The sequence below is a fragment of the Streptomyces sp. NPDC050560 genome, from assembly GCF_044457285.1.
Taxonomy (GTDB): Bacteria; Actinomycetota; Actinomycetes; order Streptomycetales; family Streptomycetaceae; genus Streptomyces.
The window spans coordinates 229578-248878 of the sequence record NZ_JBITGT010000001.1; the positions used below are offsets into that span (position 1 = coordinate 229578).

16 protein-coding genes are annotated in these 19301 nt (G+C 74.1%); 7 read left to right on the forward strand and 9 right to left on the reverse strand.

Features of this window, described 5'->3' with window-relative positions; genetic code table 11:
* Position 1: 1 nt before the first annotated feature.
* From ACIBIW_RS01000 to ACIBIW_RS01010, 3 genes are read right to left on the reverse strand one after another with little or no spacing between them, the layout of a single operon-like run.
* A complete protein-coding gene (locus ACIBIW_RS01000) occupies positions 2 to 976 on the reverse strand; it encodes a PdxA family protein (protein WP_399330506.1) in 975 nt (324 codons plus the stop codon).
* Positions 973 to 1440, reverse strand: a complete 468-nt coding sequence (locus tag ACIBIW_RS01005; protein WP_399330508.1) for an aromatic-ring-hydroxylating dioxygenase subunit beta — start codon at positions 1438 to 1440, stop codon at positions 973 to 975. The genes ACIBIW_RS01000 and ACIBIW_RS01005 overlap by 4 nt, the downstream gene beginning before the upstream one ends.
* Entirely contained in the window at positions 1437 to 2747 is a 1311-nt protein-coding gene (locus ACIBIW_RS01010) for an aromatic ring-hydroxylating dioxygenase subunit alpha (RefSeq protein ID WP_399330510.1), read from the reverse strand. The genes ACIBIW_RS01005 and ACIBIW_RS01010 overlap by 4 nt, the downstream gene beginning before the upstream one ends.
* Before the next feature lie 117 nt (positions 2748 to 2864).
* Between ACIBIW_RS01010 and ACIBIW_RS01015 the strand changes: the two genes are divergently transcribed.
* Entirely contained in the window at positions 2865 to 3614 is a 750-nt protein-coding gene (locus tag ACIBIW_RS01015; RefSeq protein ID WP_399330512.1) for an IclR family transcriptional regulator C-terminal domain-containing protein, read from the forward strand.
* A 489-nt stretch (positions 3615 to 4103) separates the two neighbouring features.
* Positions 4104 to 5387, forward strand: coding sequence for a chitinase (locus tag ACIBIW_RS01020; RefSeq protein WP_399330514.1), 1284 nt, complete (start codon positions 4104 to 4106; stop codon positions 5385 to 5387).
* 172 nt (positions 5388 to 5559) lie between these two features.
* Here ACIBIW_RS01020 and ACIBIW_RS01025 read toward each other — a convergent pair whose 3' ends face one another.
* The 6 genes from ACIBIW_RS01025 to ACIBIW_RS01050 form a co-directional block, all read right to left on the reverse strand.
* On the reverse strand, positions 5560 to 6570 hold the full coding sequence (locus tag ACIBIW_RS01025) for a glycoside hydrolase family 16 protein (protein ID WP_399330516.1): 1011 nt from the start codon (positions 6568 to 6570) through the stop codon (positions 5560 to 5562).
* Positions 6571 to 7169: 599 nt separating this feature from the next.
* Positions 7170 to 8537 (reverse strand): sensor histidine kinase, encoded by a 1368-nt coding sequence (locus ACIBIW_RS01030; protein ID WP_399330518.1) that lies wholly within the window; start codon positions 8535 to 8537, stop codon positions 7170 to 7172.
* Positions 8534 to 9232, reverse strand: a complete 699-nt coding sequence (locus ACIBIW_RS01035; protein WP_399330520.1) for a response regulator transcription factor — start codon at positions 9230 to 9232, stop codon at positions 8534 to 8536. Before ACIBIW_RS01035 ends, ACIBIW_RS01030 begins: the two co-directional genes overlap by 4 nt.
* Before the next feature lie 96 nt (positions 9233 to 9328).
* Positions 9329 to 10303: a spermidine synthase gene (locus ACIBIW_RS01040; protein WP_399330522.1), complete on the reverse strand. Its 975-nt coding sequence runs from the start codon at positions 10301 to 10303 to the stop codon at positions 9329 to 9331.
* 81 nt (positions 10304 to 10384) lie between these two features.
* Positions 10385 to 10822 carry a hypothetical protein gene (locus ACIBIW_RS01045; protein WP_399330524.1) on the reverse strand — a complete coding sequence of 146 codons (438 nt, stop codon included), beginning with the start codon at positions 10820 to 10822 and terminating at the stop codon, positions 10385 to 10387.
* A 442-nt stretch (positions 10823 to 11264) separates the two neighbouring features.
* Complete coding sequence (locus ACIBIW_RS01050; protein WP_399330526.1) at positions 11265 to 11858, reverse strand: histidine phosphatase family protein; 594 nt, start codon at positions 11856 to 11858, stop codon at positions 11265 to 11267.
* Between the two features lie 324 nt (positions 11859 to 12182).
* Here ACIBIW_RS01050 and ACIBIW_RS01055 point away from each other — a divergent pair, with 324 nt between their 5' ends.
* The 5 genes from ACIBIW_RS01055 to ACIBIW_RS01075 all read left to right on the forward strand — a co-directional run bounded on the left by ACIBIW_RS01055 (position 12183) and on the right by ACIBIW_RS01075 (position 19194).
* On the forward strand, positions 12183 to 13184 hold the full coding sequence (locus tag ACIBIW_RS01055) for a phosphatase PAP2 family protein (protein ID WP_399330528.1): 1002 nt from the start codon (positions 12183 to 12185) through the stop codon (positions 13182 to 13184).
* Positions 13093 to 14259 carry a hypothetical protein gene (locus ACIBIW_RS01060; RefSeq protein WP_399330530.1) on the forward strand — a complete coding sequence of 389 codons (1167 nt, stop codon included), beginning with the start codon at positions 13093 to 13095 and terminating at the stop codon, positions 14257 to 14259. The genes ACIBIW_RS01055 and ACIBIW_RS01060 overlap by 92 nt, the downstream gene beginning before the upstream one ends.
* A 79-nt stretch (positions 14260 to 14338) precedes the next feature.
* A complete protein-coding gene (locus ACIBIW_RS01065) occupies positions 14339 to 15970 on the forward strand; it encodes a hypothetical protein (RefSeq protein WP_399330532.1) in 1632 nt (543 codons plus the stop codon).
* Positions 15967 to 17334, forward strand: coding sequence for an AAA domain-containing protein (locus ACIBIW_RS01070; RefSeq protein WP_399330534.1), 1368 nt, complete (start codon positions 15967 to 15969; stop codon positions 17332 to 17334). Before ACIBIW_RS01065 ends, ACIBIW_RS01070 begins: the two co-directional genes overlap by 4 nt.
* A 546-nt stretch (positions 17335 to 17880) precedes the next feature.
* Positions 17881 to 19194: an MFS transporter gene (locus tag ACIBIW_RS01075; RefSeq protein WP_399330536.1), complete on the forward strand. Its 1314-nt coding sequence runs from the start codon at positions 17881 to 17883 to the stop codon at positions 19192 to 19194.
* Positions 19195 to 19301 lie beyond the last annotated feature (107 nt).

The following is a 19301-nucleotide window of genomic DNA, read 5'->3' on the forward strand; positions in this document are numbered from 1 at the left end:
CTCAGCCCTCCTGGACGGTCGGGTCGAGCAGCCTGAGGGCGGCGAGCACGGCGCCCGGGTCGGCACTGCCCTGCCCCGCGATATCGAAGGCGGGACCGTGGCCCACGCTGGCGAACGGCGCCCCGGCGCCGATGGTGACCGCGGCCGCGGCACGTCCCGCCAGGGCCTTGACCGGGATGTGCCCCTGGTCGTGGTACATCGCCAGGTAGGCGTCGTGGTCGCGGGCGCCGCCGAGCAGGATGTCGGCCCCGACCGGGCCCTCGGCACGGACGCCGAGCCGGCGCAGGGCGGCCACCGCGCGCTCGGTGACCAGCCTGTCGTCGTCGCCGAACAGGCCGTCCTCTCCGGCGTGCGGATTGATGCCGAAGACGCCGATGCGGGGTGCGGCGACGCCCGCGGCCCGCAGCGCGCCGTGGAGCGCGAGCCCTGCGTTGGTGACCAGTTCGGGGGTGAGCCTGGCAAGCGCGTCGGCAAGACGCTCGTGCAGGGTGACGTGCGCGATGCGCAGACCCGCGCCGACCAGCATCAGGAACACCTTCTCCGGCGGGGTGCCGGTCAGCTCGGCGATCAGCGGCGGATATCCGGCGAAGGCGATCCCGGCCCGGTGGACGGCCGTCTCGGAGTGCGGGCAGGCGACCACACCGGCGTAGCCGCCGTCCCTCGCCAGCCGTACCGCCGCGGCGGTGTACGCGAGGGTGGCGGCTCCGGCGGGCGCGGTGACCTGACCGACCGCGAGGTCGCCGGGGGCGAGCGCGCCGACGTCGACGAGGTCGCACCGGCCGCGCTCGGCGGGTACGCCGGGCCGCGCCGTGCGCAGCACGAGGCCCGCGCGCTCTGCGTACGGTTCGAGTACGGGGCGGTCGCCCACCACGACCGGTGCCCTGTCGCCGAGTTCTGCGACGGCCGCGAGCGCGATCTCAGGCCCGATCCCGTTCGGGTCGCCGGTGGTGAGGAGCAGTCTGGGCGTCCCGGTCACAGCGGCAGCACCAGCAGGGTGTCGACGCGGGAGCTGTCGCAGACCACGATCCGCTTCCTGAGCAGGGCCCTGCCGTCGTCGAAGACGTACTCGTCGAGGTAGCGGCCGGTGGCGAACACGTCGGTGGGGCCGTTGCCCGTGATGCGGACGACCAGGAACGAGGTCTCGCTGGTCGCGCCGGTGCCGCTCTCCTCCAGCACCGCGGGCTGGCCGAGTATGTGCCGGTAGGCGTGCGGCTCGTAGATGTTGGCCTCCTTCAGCGCGGAGACCCGGTCCTTGAGCATCGCCCTGTTGTTCGCCCAGATGATCCCGGCCGGAAGGCCGCGCCTGTGGTTGTCCGCCGTGGTGACCTTGTAGAAGGCGTCGGCGGTGAAGAAGTCGGGCCAGTCCTCGATCGGGCCGTCGTCGATGGCGCGTACGTAGTGCCCCTGGGCCCGGCCGATCAGGCCGTGTGCGTCGGTCATGCCCGCGCTCCCCCGTCCGCGTCGTCGTCGGCGGCGGCGGCGAAGCCCAGGGTCTCGCGGTAGACCTTCCAGAAGCCGCGGATCGAAGCCTCCGTCACCCGGCTCTCGCTGGAGACCGCCCGGTCGCCGCCCATCTGGAGGGTCGCGAACTCCCGGCTCGCCCCGGCGATGCCGCGCTGCACGAAGCCGCCGATGGCGCCGTCCTCCATGGAGACGTACCCGGCCGGGCCGACCAGGTTGGACTGCTTGAGGCGGACCAGTTGCCGGTCCTCGGTGTCGTCCTCGAAGCCGAGGTAGGTCCAGTGCAGGTCGGTGGAGTCGACCCCGGTGGGGAGCACCTGGCGTACGGCGACGGAGTTCTGGATCTGCTGGAGCACGAAGCCGGGCGAGACCGAGAGGATCTGCAACGTGATGTCGTCCCCGACCTCGCTGAAGCCGTCGACCAGCGACGGGTCCTCCAACTGGTACGCGGAGTCGGAGCGGATCTTCTGGTCCTTGTAGTGCTCCCCGCTCTCCGCCTCCCGGTCGATCGCCGACCAGCTCACATGGTGGGCGCCGTTCTCCGAGACGATGATGCCGCCCTTCTGGTTCAGCTTGTTGAGCCCGAAGGTGGTGAAGAACAGGTGCAGGATGCTGGCGTGGTAGGAGTCCTTGACGTTCTCCATGTAGAGCTTCCAGTTGTTCGGCAGGCTCTGGGTCACCCGGCCGAGCACAACGGGCTTACGGCCGCCGAGCACCCGCTCGATACGGTCGAGGATCTCCTGGCCGAGGTACTCCTCGATCTCCGGCACGTCGTTGTCCAGGCTGCCGAAGACCAGGCCGTGGACGGTGGCAAGGCGCAGCCGCCGGGGGCTGTGGGCGGCCTTGCAGAACTCCGGCGACATCCCGCCCTTGCCGTTGATGCCCTCCTCGAAGGCGACGCCGGTGAGGTCGCCCTGGAGGTTGTAGGTCCAGGCGTGGTAGACGCAGGTGAAGTCCTTGGTGTGGCCGTAGTGCTCCATGGCGATCAGCGAGCCGCGGTGGGCGCACCGGTTCTCGAAGGCGTAGATCTGGCCGTCGTGGTCGCGGGTCACGAGCACCGGCTGCTCGCCGATGAAGGTGGCGCAGAAGTCGCCGGGGGCGGCCAGCTCGGCCTCCAGGCAGAGATAGCTCCACATCGGACCGTGGAAGATCCGCTCCTGCTCGGCCCGGTAGACGTCCTCGTCCTGGAAGACCCAGTACGGCACCTCGGTCAGGGACTCGGGCCAGCTACGCTCCGCGATCCCGGCCGACGCCGCAGCACCCGCCCCCGCGTTGCGTGCGCTCATGCATGCACCTCCAGCAGTGCTTGACAACTGTCGTTCGTTTTGCGAACATGTGCTCGTTATCCGAACATGTGGGCAGTACATTTGCCGACAGTCAGGTCTGTCAAGAGGGAGGGCCGCATGGCCGTCGAAGGAATGGCGGGGCTCGCCAAGGGGCTCGCGGTCCTCGAAGCATTCGGCGAGGGCGCTCCCCGGCTCGCCATCAGCGACGCCTCCCGGGCCACCGGGCTGAGCCGGGCGACGGCCCGCCGCTGTCTGAACACGCTCGCCGAGCTCGGCTACGTCACCTTCGACGGGAAGTTCTTCGCGCCCACGCCCCGCGTGCTGCGCATCGGCGCCACCTACACCGAGTCGGCGGCGCTTCCCCAACTCGCGCAGCCGCACCTGGCCGCCATCCGCGACGCGACCGACGAGTCCGCCTCGATCGCCGTGCGGCACGACGACGAGTCGCTGTTCGTCGCGCGCAGCGAGGGCACCCGGCTCATCGACAACGGCATCCGGGTCGGCGCCCGGCTTCCCCTCTACGCCTCCGCCACCGGGCAGATCCTGCTCGGCGCCCTGGACGCGGCCGAGTTGGCCGACTACCTCGCCGCCGCCCCGTTTCCCGCACGCACCCCGGGCACCCCCACCACGGCCGCCGCGGTGGAAGACCGTGTCCTGGCAGTACTGGCCGCGGGCATGGCGATCAACTCCGAGGAGCTGGAGATCGGGCTGCTCTCCATCGCCGTACCGGTCAAGGACCCGGCCGGCCACCTGGTGGCCGCCATCTCGGTCAGCGCCTCAAGCTCCCGCATCACGGTCGACGAACTCCGCGACCGTGTCGCCCCGGTGATGCAACGCCATGCGGCGGCGCTCGGGCGGCAGTTGTAGGGGTCTTCTGCCGGACCTCTGCGGGCACACGGCACCCCGCTCCCCCGCTCGTCGTCCGTCTTCTTTCCAGCCGCCCGCGGCACCTCCTGCCGGGCGGTGCGCAATTTGTGCCGGTGCAATTAGTGACAGGAGAGGGGGCACGGTCGGCCGATTCGCCCCCGTCCGGCCGCCCTCGCACCTCACGCTTATTGCGGCCCGTTGAACCGTTTCCGGATGAACGGGCCGTGGACCGGCGGTTGTTGCCCCCCGCGAAAAATCGGCCCACGCCCCGCCAGGGCTGCATCAAGGCGCTCAACCCCGGCTCGACGTGCGGGTCCCGCGGTCCGGGGCGAGCACGAGCCGGGGGACCGGAAGTGGCAAAAAGCAGCACCGCGGCCCCTGGTGGGCAATTTGTGGGGCATGAAAAGTGCCGCGCCCGTGAGCCATTGACCGGGTCGGAAGCCGCTCGGATGATGTGGCTCCCTTTACGCCCATCCGGGAGACATGGACATGACCCGTCTGCGTTCCCTTCTCACCGGCCTCGCCGCACTGGCGCTGGCCACCGCCGGCGTCACCACCTATGTGGTGAACGCCGACACGGGGGACGGCGGCATCGCCACAACCGCCAGCGCAAGCTCCAAGCTGCCGAACCGCTGGTACGCGGCAGCGCCGTATCTGATGCCACTGAGCAACAATCCACCCGACGCGAAAACCATCATGGACGCCAGCGGGCTCAAGGCGTTCCAGCTCGCTTTCATCCTGGCCGGAAACGGCTGCACGCCCACCTGGGACGGCGCCATGTCCCTAGAATCCGACAACGCCATCGGCGAAATCATCTACGGCCTGCGCGTCAAGGGCGGAGATGTGTCGGTGTCCTTCGGCGGCTACGGCGGCACCAAGCTCGGCGAGACATGCGCCACCCCCGAGGCCACCGCCGCCGCCTACCAGAAGGTGGTCAGCCGCTACGGGCTGCACGCCGTCGACTTCGACCTCGAAGAGCCCGAGTACGAGAACGCGAAGGCGATCCACAACGAGATCGGCGCGGCCAAGATCCTCCAGAGGAACAACCCGGGTCTTTACATCTCCGTGACCACGGCGGCCACCCCGACCGGCACCGGATGGTTCGGCCAGCAGATGCTCAACGAGGCCAAGAAGCAGGGCTTCACGCCCGACAACTTCTCCATCATGCCGTTCGACGGCGGGTTCAACGGCGCCTCCGCGCAGACCGCCGCGCTCACCGCGTTCAACGGCGTGCTGCGCAAGACCTTCGGCTGGGACGAGGCCACCGCCTACGCACACGAGGGCTTCTCCGGCATGAACGGCCGCAGCGACTCGGGGGAGATGTTCCCCCAGTCGGCCTTCCGTACGGTCCTGGACTTCGCCAAGTCGCACAAGATGGCCCGCTACACCTTCTGGTCCCTGAACCGCGACCGCCCCTGCAACCCGCCCAGCGGCGAGACCACTTCGGGGGTTTGCAGCAGCGTGCCGCAGAAGGACTGGGAATTCGCCAAGTACAGCGTGGAGTTCGCCAACGGTGTCCGGACGAACCAGCACCCGGTGAAGCCGAAGAAGCCCCTCGCCCCGCTTGAGCCCAAGAAGACCGGGAAGCCCAAGAACCCCCCGGCGAGCGACTCCTGCAAGGCGCCTGCCTGGAACTCCGGCATCGCGTACACCGGCGGCAAGTCGGTGACGTACGGCGGCCACACCTGGCACGCCAAGTGGTGGAGCCAGAACGAGGTCCCGGGAACGACCGGTCCGTGGGGGCCGTGGGAGGACCAAGGCCCCTGCAAGTAGCGCCCGTTTCCGACCTCGCCCTCCGCGGCCGCATGTCGGGGCTCGCGGCCGCGAGCCAGGGCTGACGGTGCGGCCCCCGCCCGGTGAGCGGGGGCCGCACCTCGGCGACAGGTCCTGCGATCACCTCAGCCGAAGGACCGGCGATGCGCCGGTTACCGGTTCCGGTTACCGATCAGTGGGTGCTTCCGCTGCTCGCCGCCGCGTCCTGCTGGTACACCGCGAACCAGTCGACGCTCATGGCCGCGCCCGAGGTGATGCTCCCTGCCTGGGAGGCCGAGTTGCAGCCGCAGACCTTGTCCGGGTACGAGCCGCCGATCGCGAGGTCGAAGATGGCCATGAAGCCGTGGTCGACCGCGGCCTGCCAGGCGGCGGCCGAGACCTGGTTCTCGTTGACGGTGAACGTCAGGTCGCCGTCGAGGTAGAAGCGCAGTTGCTCGGCCGAGGTGTCGGTACGGTCGATGATCGCGGAGTAGGTGTGGTAGCCGGTCTGGCAGCCGTCGCACGCCTGGAGGTCGCTGGTGATGCCGTCGGGGTCGTTACACTCACCCGCCCACACGTCGCAGTGGAAGGTGGTGGAGTGCTGGCTGAGCGCGTTGACGTCCTCCATGATGTCGAACTCGCCGATACCGGGCCAGTTGGTCGCGCCGACGGGACGGGCGTCACCGCCCATCGCCCAGAACGCGGGCCAGTAGCCGAGCCCGCTCTCGGGGTTGGGCTGCTGGATGGACGCGCTCATCTGGAGCTGTCCGCCGGGAGGCGCGGCGAAGTCGGTGCGCTGGGTCTCGATGCGCCCCGAGGTCCACTGGCCCGCGCCATCCCTGATCGCCTTGATCACCAGGTGGCTCTGCCCGTCCTGGTACACGTTGCCCGTGGAGTCGGTGGCGGTCTCGATCTCGCCGGTTCCCCAATTGGCCGCGGCCCCCGGGTAGTCGTAGCCGGTGCCGAGGTCGTAGAGCCAGTCGTCGCGGTTGAGCCCGCTGCCCGAGGCGCCGTCGAAGTCGTCGGAGAAGACGGTGGACCAGCCCTCCGGCGGGCCCGGCACGGCCGCGGAGGCGCTGCCGCCCGCTCCGACAAGGCCGAGGAGCGTGCTGAAGAGCATCACCAGGGCGCCGCCGATGGCGACGGGGACCGCCCTCCGCCTGCCTCCTGGCCGACCGGTACGCGGTGAGACGCTTCTCGTCATGAGTCTCCCTTTCGAGGTGGGGGGTGGGAGTGCTGTATGGCTTGGTCGTCGGCCGCCTGCCGTGGGGACAGGGCCGATCGGTCTGCGCGGTTCCGTACGGCTGCCGGGGCCCGGCCGGGGCGCGAGAGAGCGCTCTCAGCGACGGTGTGAGCCTGCGGCCTCCACTCACCTCCTCTTCTGCGCGGCGCCGCCGCGATGCGGGTCGGCGCGTCTGCGGCCGGATGCCTGACGTCCCGTCAGGCGGCTTGCTCCGAGCGGGGAACCGGTGCCGGAGGCCGAGACCGGAGGGAACTGTCCCTCCGGGGAGGAGTGTCCGGCCCAGCGCTCCACGCGTCAACCCGGCGGGCGGACGGCGGGGGCCGACCGGCGGAGGGACGGCGGGGGCCGACCAGGGGCACCGGCTGCCTTCGGCCACGGGGGCTTGGTGGCTGCGGGTGGGGCGTGTTCATCGCTTCGGGCGGGGTGTCTTGGCCGCTTGGGGGCGGGGCCTGCCGGACGAGGGGCGGCTGTCGCCGACGCGTTTCCGATCCTCCCTTGTGGGCCACGGAGTTGCTCCGGACCCGCACGGAACTGTCCCCGCCTACAACGAAGTTCCCCCGTCACCGGGTAGTGAGATGGCGGCGGCGCCGTGGTGGGGGCGGGGTCGGGGGTGTGAGTGGGATGTGGATGCGTATTTCCGTGCCGCCGAGTGGGGAGGTGCCGATGTGGACGTCGCCCCCGGCGCCCTCCGCGAGGCCCCTGGCGATGTCGAGGCCGAGGCCGGTGGAGCCGTTGCGGTTGGACCCGCTGCCGCGGGCCAGCGCGGCGCGCGGGTCGGCGATGCCGGGGCCCGCGTCGGAGACCAGCACCGTCACCGCGTCCTCGCCGCCGACGACGTCCACGGTGAACGCGGTGCCCTGGGGGGTGTGCCGGAACACGTTGCCGAGGAGGGCGTCGAGCGCGGCGGCCAGCTCGGCGCGGGCCACCGGTACCCGCACCGGGGGCCCCTCCGCGCCGGTGACCAGGGTGCGGCGGCCCTCGTCCTCGGCGAGCGCGGACCAGAAGGCCATGCGCTCCCTGATCACCTCGGCCGCGTCGCAGCCGCCGTCAGGACCCTCGGCGGCGGTCTGCGGCTTGGCCTCGCGAGCGGTGCGGATGATGGTGTCGACCTCACGCTCCAACTGCTCGACCGCGGCCCTGGTCTGCTCGGCGGCGGGGCCCTCGCCGAGCGACGCGGCGTTCAGCCTGAGGACGGTGAGCGGGGTACGCAGCCGGTGGGAGAGGTCGGCGGCGCGTTCACGCTCGGCCGCGAGGAGCCGTACGACCTGGTCGGCCATGGAGTTGAACGCGACGGCGGCGAGCCGCAGTTCGGCGGGCCCCTCGACCCGCACCCGGGCGCCGAGGCGGCCCTGGCCGAGCTGGTGGGCCGCCGCGACCAGGCGCGAGGCGGGCCTGACCATACGGGCGCCGAGCCGGTCGGCGACGGCGGCGGAGCCGAGGACGAGCGCGACGGCGACACCGCTGAGCATGAGCCAGCCCCTGACGACGCCGTGGTCCATGTCCCCGGACGGCACGAACACCTCGACCACCGCGAACGCGCCGGAGGCCGACGCGCTCGGCTGGAGCAGCGCGCTGCCGCCTGCCACGCCGACCAGGGCGGTGCGGCGCGCGGCACGGACGGCGGCGACCCGGCCGGGGGCGGCGCGCCCGGTGCCGATGGCGGTGTCCCGGCGCCCTGGCGCCGGGGGGAGGTGGAGGGCCATGCGGCCGCCGGGGCCGCCGTCCTGGGCGAGGGCGACGGCGCGGGCCAGTTGGGCGCGGTCGGTGGTGAGGGAGAGCGCGGGCGCGACGGCGGCGGCCCTGCGCTCGGCCTCGGACACAGCGCGGTCCCTGGCGGTCTCCTCGATGACCATGCCGAGCGGCACGGCGAAGGCGACGACGACCATGGCGGTCACGGCGAGGCAGACCCTGACCAGCGCCCATCTCATCGGGGTGGCTCCAGTTTGACGCCGACGCCGCGCAGGGTGTGCAGGTAGCGGGGGCGGGCCGCGGTCTCGCCGAGCTTGCGGCGCAGCCAGGAGAGGTGGACGTCGATGGTCTGGTCGTCCCCGTAGGACTGCTGCCAGACCTCGGCGAGCAGGTCCTTGCGGGAGACCACCACGCCTGGCCGCCGGGCGAGGAAGGTGAGCAGGTCGAACTCGCGCCTGGTCAGGTCGAGTCGGGCGCCGTCGAGGACGGCCTCGCGGCGCAGCGGGTCGATGGCGAGGCCGCCGGCCTCGATGACGCGCTCGGGCCCGGACGCGCCACCGCCGCGCGCACGGCGCAGCACCGCGGTGATACGGGCGGAGAGGTGCTCGGCGGAGAACGGCTTGGTGAGGTAGTCGTCGGCGCCGTCGTTGAGGAGCCGGACGATCTCGCTCTCGTCGTCGCGCGCGGTGGCGACGATGACGGGGACGTCGGTGATGCCGCGGAGCATCTTCAGCGCCTCCGAGCCGTCGAGGTCGGGCAGCCCCAGATCGAGGATGACGACGTCGAAGGGGTGGTGGGCGACCTCGCGCAGGGCTTCGAGCGCGGTGCCGACGCTGCGTACGGTGTGGCCGGTGGCGGGGTCGGGCGCCGTGAGGTGGCGGATGAGGGCCGAGCGCACGAACTGGTCGTCCTCGACGACGAGCACACTTGCCATGCGCGCACGTTACGCCACCGGGCGCCGATCCGGGATGGGCCGCGAGGTGGCGAATTCGGTCCTGTGCGGGCGCAGTTCGGCGGCCGGCGGGGCCGGTCAGCGGAAGACGGAGGGCGGCGGTGCGGGCGAGGGGGTGGCGGTGGCGTCGTGCGCGGGGGCGGCGCCGCCGGTGAAGGCGAGCAGTTCGGGCCCGTGCAGGACGCGCGCGGGGGTGGGCCCGGTGGCGCAGCGGCGGGTGAACTCGGCGGTGGGCAGCGGGGTGTCGGCGGCGGCGAGTATCGCGTTGCCGAAGTGTCTGCCGCGCAGGACCGCGGGGTCGGCGGCGAGGGCGAGGTGCGGGAGGACCGCGGCGGCGGTGGCGATCTGGGCGCGCAGATGGGCCAGGGGCGGTCCGTCGGCGATGTTGGCCACGTAGCGGCCGCCGGGGGCGAGGGCGCGGCGCACCTCGGTGACGAACTCGACGGTGGTCAGGTGCGCGGGGGTGCGGGCGCCGTCGAAGACGTCGGCGATGACGAGGTCGGCCCAGCCGTCGGGCACCCGGGCGAGCCCGGCGCGGGCGTCGGTCCGGCGGACCCGGGTGCGGGCCGCAGGGTCGAGGGGGAGGGCGGTGCGCACGAAGTCGACGAGGTCCGCGTCGTGCTCCATGGCCTGCTGGGTGGAGCGGGGGCGGGTGGCTGCCGTGTAGCGGGCGAGGGTGAGGGCACCGCCGCCGAGGTGGACGGCGCGCAGGGGGGCGCCGGGCGGGGCGGCGAGGTCGATGAGGTGGCCGATGCGGCGCTGGTAGGCGAAGTCGAGCCGGGTGGGGTCGTCGAGGTCGACGTGGGACTGGGGGGCCTCGTCGATCAGCAGCGTCCAGGCGCGCGGGCGGTCGGGGTCGGGCACGAGGCGGGCGGTGCCGCCCGCGACCCGGGCCTGCGCGGTCCCGGCGGCGCCGCGCCTGGCGCCGGGGCGCCTGCCAGCCGCGCCCCGCGCCCCGCCGTCCCCGGCCGACTGCGCGTCCCGCGCGGCCCTGGTGCCGTGCCCCTTTCCCGTGCCCTTCGCCGTCTTCCCGCCCCGTGCCGCTCTCGCCATACGGCCATTATCGACGGCGCGGGGCGAGGGGCCCGAGTTGTCCACAGGCTGTGCGCGGGGGGCGGGCCCGTGGTTTCGGGCCTAACTACAGTTGTCGGCCGCGGCGAGCATCCGCGCGGCCTCGCCCAGTGCCGCGCGCAGCACGGCCGGGTCGGTCATCTCGTACGCCTCGCCCGGCGGGAGCAGCCAGCCGGTGCCCGCGACCGGGGGCGCGGAGCCCGCGGCGATGCCCCGGCCGAGGGTGGCGGCGCAGGCGCTGCCCGGCACGTCCCAGGCGTCCGCGGTGCCGGGGGGCACCACGAAGCCGAGGGTGTCGCAGCTTCCGTCGTGCAGTACGGGCCCCACCGCCTCGGCGCCGCCGCGTCTGAGGATGTCGAATGCCTCAAGTCCCTGCCGCGCGGGGACGGTGACCAGGTCGCACGTGTCGCCGCGGTCCTCGGCGCCCCGTGCGGCCGGGGTGAGTGGCAAACGCGGCGTGCTGCCGTGCCTCGCAGCGTTCAACACGGAACCCTCCTCCATCGAGTCGTCCCGGGCCGGGAACGCCTGGTTTCCGGCCCCGCATGTTCCGTGGTGTCCAACGCGCGCGAGCCCCGTGGGCTACGGGGCGCGGGGCCGGAGAGGGGTGGCTCTCCCTGGCGAATGGCACGTGGGATATCCGGTTTGTAGCCAAACCGCCGGTCCGCGCCCCGTTCCGGCCTCGTACGGAGCGCGCCGGGAGGGCGTGGACGGGGGCGCGCAACGGAAGTGGAGCGCCCCCGGTACGCAACGAGATCCCCCGGTTCCGGTCGGTAACCGGGCGCGCTCGGGCACCACTCGCCCCCCGGGGCTCACGGCACGCACGCCCCACGCGCTCCCCGGCACGCGACGCCGGGGCACACGCGTGTACGCCCGCCTCCCCTACACGCGCGCGTGCACGCCGTCTGGCAGCACGCGCGCGTACGCCCCCGCGGAGCGCCGCCGCTCAGCGCAGATGCCCGGTGTCGTTCCACGTGTCGAGGGCGGGCTCGCCGTAGGCCCAGCCGAGGAGGGAGAGGGAGGCCGGGTCGAGTCTGATCCTGGCGCCGAAGGCCAGGTCGAGGCCGAGCCAGCGGGCCGCCACCGCCCGCAGCACGTGCCCGTGCGCGAAGAGCACCACGTCGCGCGGGGCGGCGCGCGCCCACGCCACCACCCCGTCCACGCGCGCGGTGACGTCGGCCGGACCCTCGCCGCCGGGGGCGCCGTCGCGCCACAGCAGCCAGCCGGGCGCGCGGCGCTGGATCTCGGCGGGGGTCAGGCCCTCGTAGCCGCCGTAGTCCCATTCGAGGAGCGCGTCCCATTCGGTGGCGCGGTCGCCGAAGCCGGCGAGGGCGCACGTCTCACGCGCGCGTGCCAGCGGGCTGGTGCGCACCTCGGCGTCGGGCAGCCCGTCGAACGGCGCGCGGCACAGCCGCTCGCCGAGGCGCCCGGCGCCCTCGCGGCCCTCCGCGAGCAGCGGCACGTCGGTCCTCCCGGTGTGCTGTCCCGACAGCGACCACGCGGTCTGCCCGTGGCGTACCAGCAGTACACGCGCGGCCATGGCACTCCACTCCCCGGCCGCCCCGCGCGGCCCCGCCCGCCGCGGCGCGGCCCGGCGGGGCGGCGCGTGGGCGGTGCGACGGTGAACCGGGCGCCACGGCGGGGGCGGGCATACGGCGAAGGGGCGGAATTTCTCCGTACGGACATCGGTCTTCCCCCTCATCATCGCGCACTGTTTCCGCTCGCAACCCCTGGGGCCCGTGTTGCGTCCTTCCCGGACAGGGGGGTGGGCCGGGGGGAACCGTGCCGTACTCCGTAAAGTGGGACGGCACGACCGGATGCAGGGACGTCACCGGCCGACGTTGGAAGTAGGGAGACCGAACGGATGCCGCAGACCGACGCGCCGGGCACCGGGGCGAACGCAGGCAGCCGGCTCCGCTGGTGGACCGAACTGCCGGTCATTCTCATGGTGTACGCCGCGTACTCCATAGCCAGGGTCCTGGCCCGCGGCGACACGGACGGCGCCGTCGGCCACGGCCTGTCCATCCTGCGCTCGGAGAAGTTCCTCCACCTCAACCTCGAACACCCGCTCAACCGGCTCTTCACCCGGCACATCTGGCTGGGGCTCCCCGCGGACTTCTGGTACGCCTCGCTGCACTACATCGTGACGCCCGCGATCGCCGTATGGCTCTTCCGCGCGCACGCCGCGCACTACCGGGCGGCCCGCACCTGGCTGTTGACCTCCACGTTCGTCGGGCTCATCGGCTTCACCCTGGTGCCCACCTGCCCGCCGCGGCTGCTCGCCGCGAGCCACGGCTTCGTCGACACCATGGCGCAGTACAGCGGCTACGGCTGGTGGGGCGGGGACGCCAGCGCGCCCAAGGGCCTCGGCGGCATGACCAACCAGTACGCGGCGATGCCGAGCCTGCACGTCGGCTGGGCGCTGTGGTGCGGTGTGATGCTGTGGCGGCACGGCCGCGGCCCCTGGACCCGCGTGGTCGCCGTCGGCTACCCGCTGACCACCACGCTCGTGGTGATGGGCACCGCCAACCACTATCTGTTCGACGCGCTCGCCGGGGTCGCCACCATGGGCGTGGGGCTACTGCTGACCCGCCCGGTGCTGCGGCTCGTGGACAACGCCAAGGCCCTCCTCCTGCGCCGCCCCGCCGCGGTCCCGCAGGGCAGGGCGAACCCGGCCGCGCCGGGGCGCGCGAGCAGCCCCGCGGGCGGGGCGAGGCCCGGCGCGCGGGCGGCCCGTTCCGGCGTTGTCGGTGCCGGATGCCAGACTGCGGCGGGTGAACGCATTCCCCGACAGCGCAAGCAGCGCTACGAGCCGACAGGGCGCACCGCCGAAGCAGGCGACGGCGCTCCGGCACCGGCTCGCTGAGCTGCGCGGCCCCGACACCAGGCCCCAGCCACTCGACGCCCGCCGCCTCGCGGCGCTCGCCGCCAACCCCGGCTGCGACCGGCGGGCGCTGCTCGACGGCGCCGGGGTGGACAAGGCGGCGCTCGCGGGCGCGATCGGGGCGCCCTCGGGCTTCGGCCAGTCGCAGTTCGCGTTCGTCAGGGGCAACGCGTTCGAGGCCCGCGTGAAGGCCGACGGCGGCGCCGAGCTTGTCAGGCTCGTCCGCTCCCGCCTGCTTCCCGACGCCCCCGAGCCGATCGGGGGCGAGGTGCGGCGGCCCGACCTCGCGGCGCCCGGCACCGAGGGCCGGGTCGCGCGCACCGCGCTCGCGCTGCGCGAGGCGGTGGGCATCCGCGCGTGGACGCTGCTCGACCACCCCATGCTGGCGCTCGACGTGGCGGGCACGCCCGCGTTCCTCGAACCGGACGCGGTGGTGGTGGACCCCGGCGGCGGGATCTCGGTGGTGGAGATCAAGTCGTTCCCGATGATCGACGGCTTCGCCGAGCCGGCCAAGGTGGGCGCGGCGGCCCGGCAGGCGGCGGTGTACGTCCTGGCGCTCGAAGCGGTGGCGGCCCGGCTCGACCCCGCGCCCCCGGTGGCGCACACGGTGCTGCTGGTCTGCCCGCGCGACTTCTCCAACGTGCCGACGGCGGCCGCCGTGGACGTCCGCAAGCAGCGCTCGGTGACCAGGCGGCAGCTCGCCAGGCTCACCCGGGTCGAGGACATCGCGGCGGCGCTGCCCGAGGGGGTGTGCTTCGCCGTGGACCAGGACCCGGGGGCGCTGCGCGCCGCGGTCGCCGCGGTCCCCGCGTCGTACGCGCCCGAGTGCCTCGCGGCGTGCGAGCTGGCGTTCCACTGCCGGGAGCGGGCGGGCGCCGGGGGCGAGGTGACCGCGCTCGGCCGCGGCGTGCGGGGCGAACTCGGCGGGCTCGCCACGGTCGGCGCGGTGCTCTCCGCGGCCCGCGGCGCCTCGGGCGACCCGGCGGACCCCGCGGTGGCGGCGCTGCGCCGCGCCGCCGCGCTGCGCGCCGAGGCCCTGGGAGGCGCCGCATGCTGAGCCGCACACGGCGCGGGTGCCCGCCGCCCGGCGCGCTCGGGGGACGGCGGCGCGGGGCGCTCGGGGAAGGCGGGCCCGGGTGTCGCTGATCATCGATCTGGCGAGGCTCGAAGCGGTCGACTCGGGCCGCGCCACGCCCATCGCCACCGTCAGGCACCGGCATCTGAGCACAAGGCCGCTGGTGTTCGTGCCGCTGACCACCGCGGGCGAGACGGGCGCGCCGCTGGGCGCGCTGGTGGGCACGGAGCGTACGGCGCCCCGGCTGCTCGTCGTGCCGCAGCCGCGCGATCGCGATCTGCGGTTCGCGTTCCTCGCCGACCTCGCGGACGTCGTGGTGCCGTACATCGAGTCCTTCGCCGACGACCCGGGCAATGTGGAGCTGACGGAGCGCAGCGAGCGGGACCCGGAGACCGGCAAGCGGGTCAAGGTCGAGGCGGAGCTGTGCGCGGACGCGCCGCAGATCGTGGTGCCGAGCGCGGCGGGCATCGGCTTCGTACGGCTGCTCGGCCGCTCCACGCGCTTTCGCCGCACGGCGGAGCAGGACCCGGACGAGCCGTATCCGGCCCCGGCCAGGCTGCCGCTGCTGGGCCGCTGGCTGACGCACTACGGGGAGCGCGCGCGGGTGCCGGGGTCCTCGCTGCTGCTGGCGATGACGGACCTGCTGGCGCGGCACTGGGCCACGGGGCAGTCGGGTCTTGAGGACCAGCATCTGGGCGCGCTGCTCGGCTGGTTGCGCCCCCCGGCGGGCAGCACGGGCGCGGAGGCGGCGCGCCGCGCCGAGCTGGCCCGTGACAAGGCGGGCCAGTTGCTGTGCCCGCCCGCGGGGCCCGCCACCGACCCGGCGTTCGACAACCATCTGCTGGCGCCCGCCCTCGACCGCCACGCCCGCGCGCGTACGGCGCTGGCCGCCGCGGAGGACGGCGTGCGCGCCGACACCCTGCTCGCCGGGCTCACGGCTGCGGAGGACGAGATCAGGGCGCTGGTGGCGAGCCGTACCCGCCCGACGTGGGACGCGGTCTGGCGCGGCCTCGACCTGCTGTGCACGCTGCCCGAGGGCGCCCATGTCGTGGACCGGTGGACCAGGGACCGCTGGTCGTTCACCGGGCACCGGGACCGGGTGGCCGCGGGCGAGCCGCCGCAGCCGCGGCTCGACGACGCGGTGACCTCCGCGCGGAAGCTGGCCGCGCGGGAGCGCGAGCAGGCCAGGCTGGACGCGCAGGAGGCGCTGGACGACCCGCTGGTGATGGCGGTGCGGCGGCTCGCGGGCGAGGCGTTCTGCGGGGAGGTGACGGAGGTGGTGATGGCGCACAGCGAGGGCAAGCGCCCCGCGCCGCGCCCGCTGGTCACGGTGCGCACCGCGGACAGCCCCCACCTGGCGCCCGGCACCCGCGTGTTCCGCTCGCTCGACGGCAGGCCGCAGTCCGCGCAGTACGTCGGGCGCGGCGCCGAGGAGTCGGCGGGGGCGGCGCCCGCGGACGACGGTACGCGCCTGCTGGTGCTGCGGCTGCTGGACAAGATGGGCCGCGGCGGCGACCCGGAGCCGGGTTCCGTGCCGGAGCCGGGCGACCGGCTCTGCTGGACGCTCTTCGAGCACGACCAGCGCGGCGGGCCCGAGCTGCCGGAGCCCGAGGAGACCCCGTGGACGCACGGCGGCCCGCCGGGCGAGCAGCCGTCCGCCCCCGACCCGGTGACCGCGGAGGACGTCCTGTGACGGTGGAGGAGGCCGGCCGCGCACGGCCGACGGGCGGCGGGGAGCCGCCCGCCGAGGCGGCGGCGCGGGTCACGTCCGACATCCTGCGCGACACGCTGTACGGCGCCGAGCGCGGCGTGGTGGTGGACTCGCCGCCGGGCGCGGGGAAGTCGACGCTGGTGGTGCGCGCCGCGCTGGAACTGGCCGCGGCGGGCCACCCGTTGATGGTGGTGGCGCAGACCAACGCGCAGGTGGACGATCTGGTGCTGCGGATCGCGGAGCGGGCGCCCGACCTGCCGGTCGGCCGGCTGCACAGCAGCGAGGCGGGCGCCTACGACCCGGCGCTCGACGCGCTCGGGCAGGTGCGCAAGTCCGCGCGCGCAGGCGATCTCGCCGGGCTCGACGTGGTGATCTCCACGGCGGCCAAGTGGGCGCATGTGCGCGGTGTGGAGCGCTGGGGGCACGCGATCGTCGACGAGGCGTACCAGATGCGCTCCGATGGACTGCTCGCGGTGGCGGGCCTGTTCGAGCGCGCGCTGTTCGTGGGCGACCCCGGGCAGCTCGACCCGTTCGCCATCGTGGGCTCCGAGCAGTGGGCCGGTCTCTCGTACGACCCGTCGGCGAGCGCGGTGACGACGCTGCTCGCGCACAATCCGAGGCTGCCGCAGCACCGGCTGCCGGTGTCGTGGCGGCTGCCCGCGTCGGCGGCGCCGCTGGTGTCGCGCGCGTTCTACCCGTACACCGGCTTCACCAGCGGTACGGGCCCCGGGGACAGGTCGCTCGGGTTCGCCGGGGCGGCGGACGGCTCCGCGGCCGACGCGGTGCTCGACGAGGCGGCGCGGTCCGGCTGGGGCCTGCTCGAACTGCCCGCGCGGCACACGCCACGTACCGACCCCGAGGCGGTGGCGGCGCTGGCGCAGGTGGTGCGCAGGCTGCTCGAACGGCGCGGCACCACACGCTCCGAGCGCTCCGACACCCCCGCCGACCTGACGGCCGACCGGGTCGCGGTGGGCACCGCGCACCGCGACCAGGCCGCGGCGGTACGGGCGGCGCTCGCGGGCCTCGGCGTCACGGGCGTCACGGTGGACACCGCGAACCGGCTCCAGGGCAGGGAGTTCGACGTGACGGTGGTCCTCCACCCCCTCTCCGGACGCCCGGACGCGACGGCGTTCCACCTGGAGACGGGCCGCCTGTGCGTCCTGGCGTCCCGCCACCGCCACGCGTGCGTCGTGGTATGCCGCGCGGGCGTCCCCGACCTCCTCGACGCCCATCCGTCCACGGAGCCGGTCCAGTTGGGGGTGACGGTGAAGTTCCCCGACGGCTGGGAGGCCAACCACGCACTCCTCGACCATCTGTCGGGGCACCGGGTGGGGTGGCGGGGGTGAGGGCCGCGTCCGCGGCGCCCTTCGCCCCCGGGAGCCCGCGCGGCCGTGCCGGGTCGCCTCCGCGCGGGGAGAGCACCCACGGCGCCATCCTGCTCGCACACCGCCGGGCCGGCTCCCGCTGAGCCACCTGCCGCTCGTCCCGGGGCGCGCAAGAGGCCCCGGGCGGGGTCACGTTACGTAGTCATGGCTCGTCAGGCGGAGCGGCGGGTTCCATTCAGGGGGTCCCAAAAACCGCTTCCACCTGGGTAAACAGATTTGGACTATACCAATTTCCCGCGTTGTTGTCAACGTCTTGAAAGTGGCTGGTAACCGCAAGTAGTCTCACCGGCCATGCGCTGCGGCCCACTTGGCCCCAGCCGCACACCACAGCGTGAGGTGAGGGCTCCGTCGCCCTCACGCCCCACACTCCCCCACTTCCTCCCACTTCCTCCCACTTCAGATTCCCCGGCTCTCCCCCCGGCCCCCGTCGGCGCCCCCGGAGCACCGGCCCGAGCAGCAAGGCGCGGACGTAGCGGTAGCCGTTTCCCGACCACGCGGGGGGTTTGCATGCGGTTCACACCCTTGACGCAGGGCCCGCCCTCCCGGCGGCGGGACGAAACGTTGCTGCGGGCGGCGTTCACGGTGTCGACCGGGGGCGACTGGATCTTCCGGTTCGCGCTGCCCGTGCTGGTGCTCCAGTTGACGGGCTCGGCGATCTCGACGGCGCTGACCGCCGTCGTCGAGGTGGTCCCCTACGTGGTGATCGGCCTGTTCAGCGGGGTCGTCGCGGACCGGACCGACCGGCGGCGGCTGATGGTCGGCTGCGACACCGCCTCCGCGGTGATCGTCACAGGCATCGGGATCGTCTGCCTGGCCGACCGCCCCTCCGTCACGCTCGTGCTGGCGGCGGCCTTCGTGCTGGGGTGCGTACGGCCGTTCTCGTTCCCGGCGTTCCAGCGGCTGCTGACCGAGCGGGTGGCGCCGCAGCGGCGGGCCCCGGCGAACGCGTTCGTGCAGAGCGTCGAGGGCACCTTCGGGATGCTGGGGCCGCTCGCGGGCGTCGCGGTCGTCACCCTCCTCGGGCCCACGGTCGCGAGCATCGCCGACGCGGTCTCGTTCGCGCTGTCCGCCGTCCTGGTCAGGGCCATGGCCGGGGGCCGCTCCGCGCGCCCGGCGGCGCCGCGCCCGCGCGGCTCGTACCGCGGGGCGCTGCGCTCCCTGGCGGGCGGCACCCTCGCCGGGTTCCACGCGGTCACCAGGGACCGGGGCATGCTCTGGGCGACGGGGCTGCTGACGCTGGCCAACTTCACCTTCCCCGCGGTCTCGGCGAACCTGGTCTTCCTGATGGCCGGGCCCGACGGGCACGTCCCCGCGTCGCTCGCCATGGTGGCCGCGGCGCAGGGCCTCGGCGGTGTGCTCGGCGCCGTGCTCGCGCCCGCGCTGCTGCGCAGGTGCGAGCCGGGGACCCTGATGCGGATCGCGGCGGGCGCGATGGTCGGCGCGCTGGTGCTGCCCGCGCTCCGCGGCGGCGTCGCGGTCCTCGCCGCGTCCTGGTGCCTGGCGGGCGCGTCCACCTCGCTCTTCCTCGTGCCCTGGCGCACCTACCGGCAGGGCGCCGTGGACGCGGAGTTCCTCGGCCGGGTGGTGGGCATCCAGCGGGCCGTCCCCTTCGCGGTGGTCCCGCTCAGCGCCCTGGTTGGCAGCACGCTGCTGACCGGCCACGGCGCCCCCGCGCTCTTCCTGACGGCGGCGGGCGTGCAGTGCCTCGTCTGGCTCGGCACCTGTCTTTCGCCGCTCGGCAGCGCCCGCTCGGAGACGGCGGAAGAACCCACACGGGGGCGGACCCGGCGCGTCCTCCAGACGACCGGCGGGGACCCGTGAGGGCGCTGCCGGGCGGGGACGGCCCGCAACCGCACCGCGCCGGACACGGCGGCGGACACCAGCAGTCGGCACCACACAGCACCATGTCCCGCGGGAAGGAAGGGATG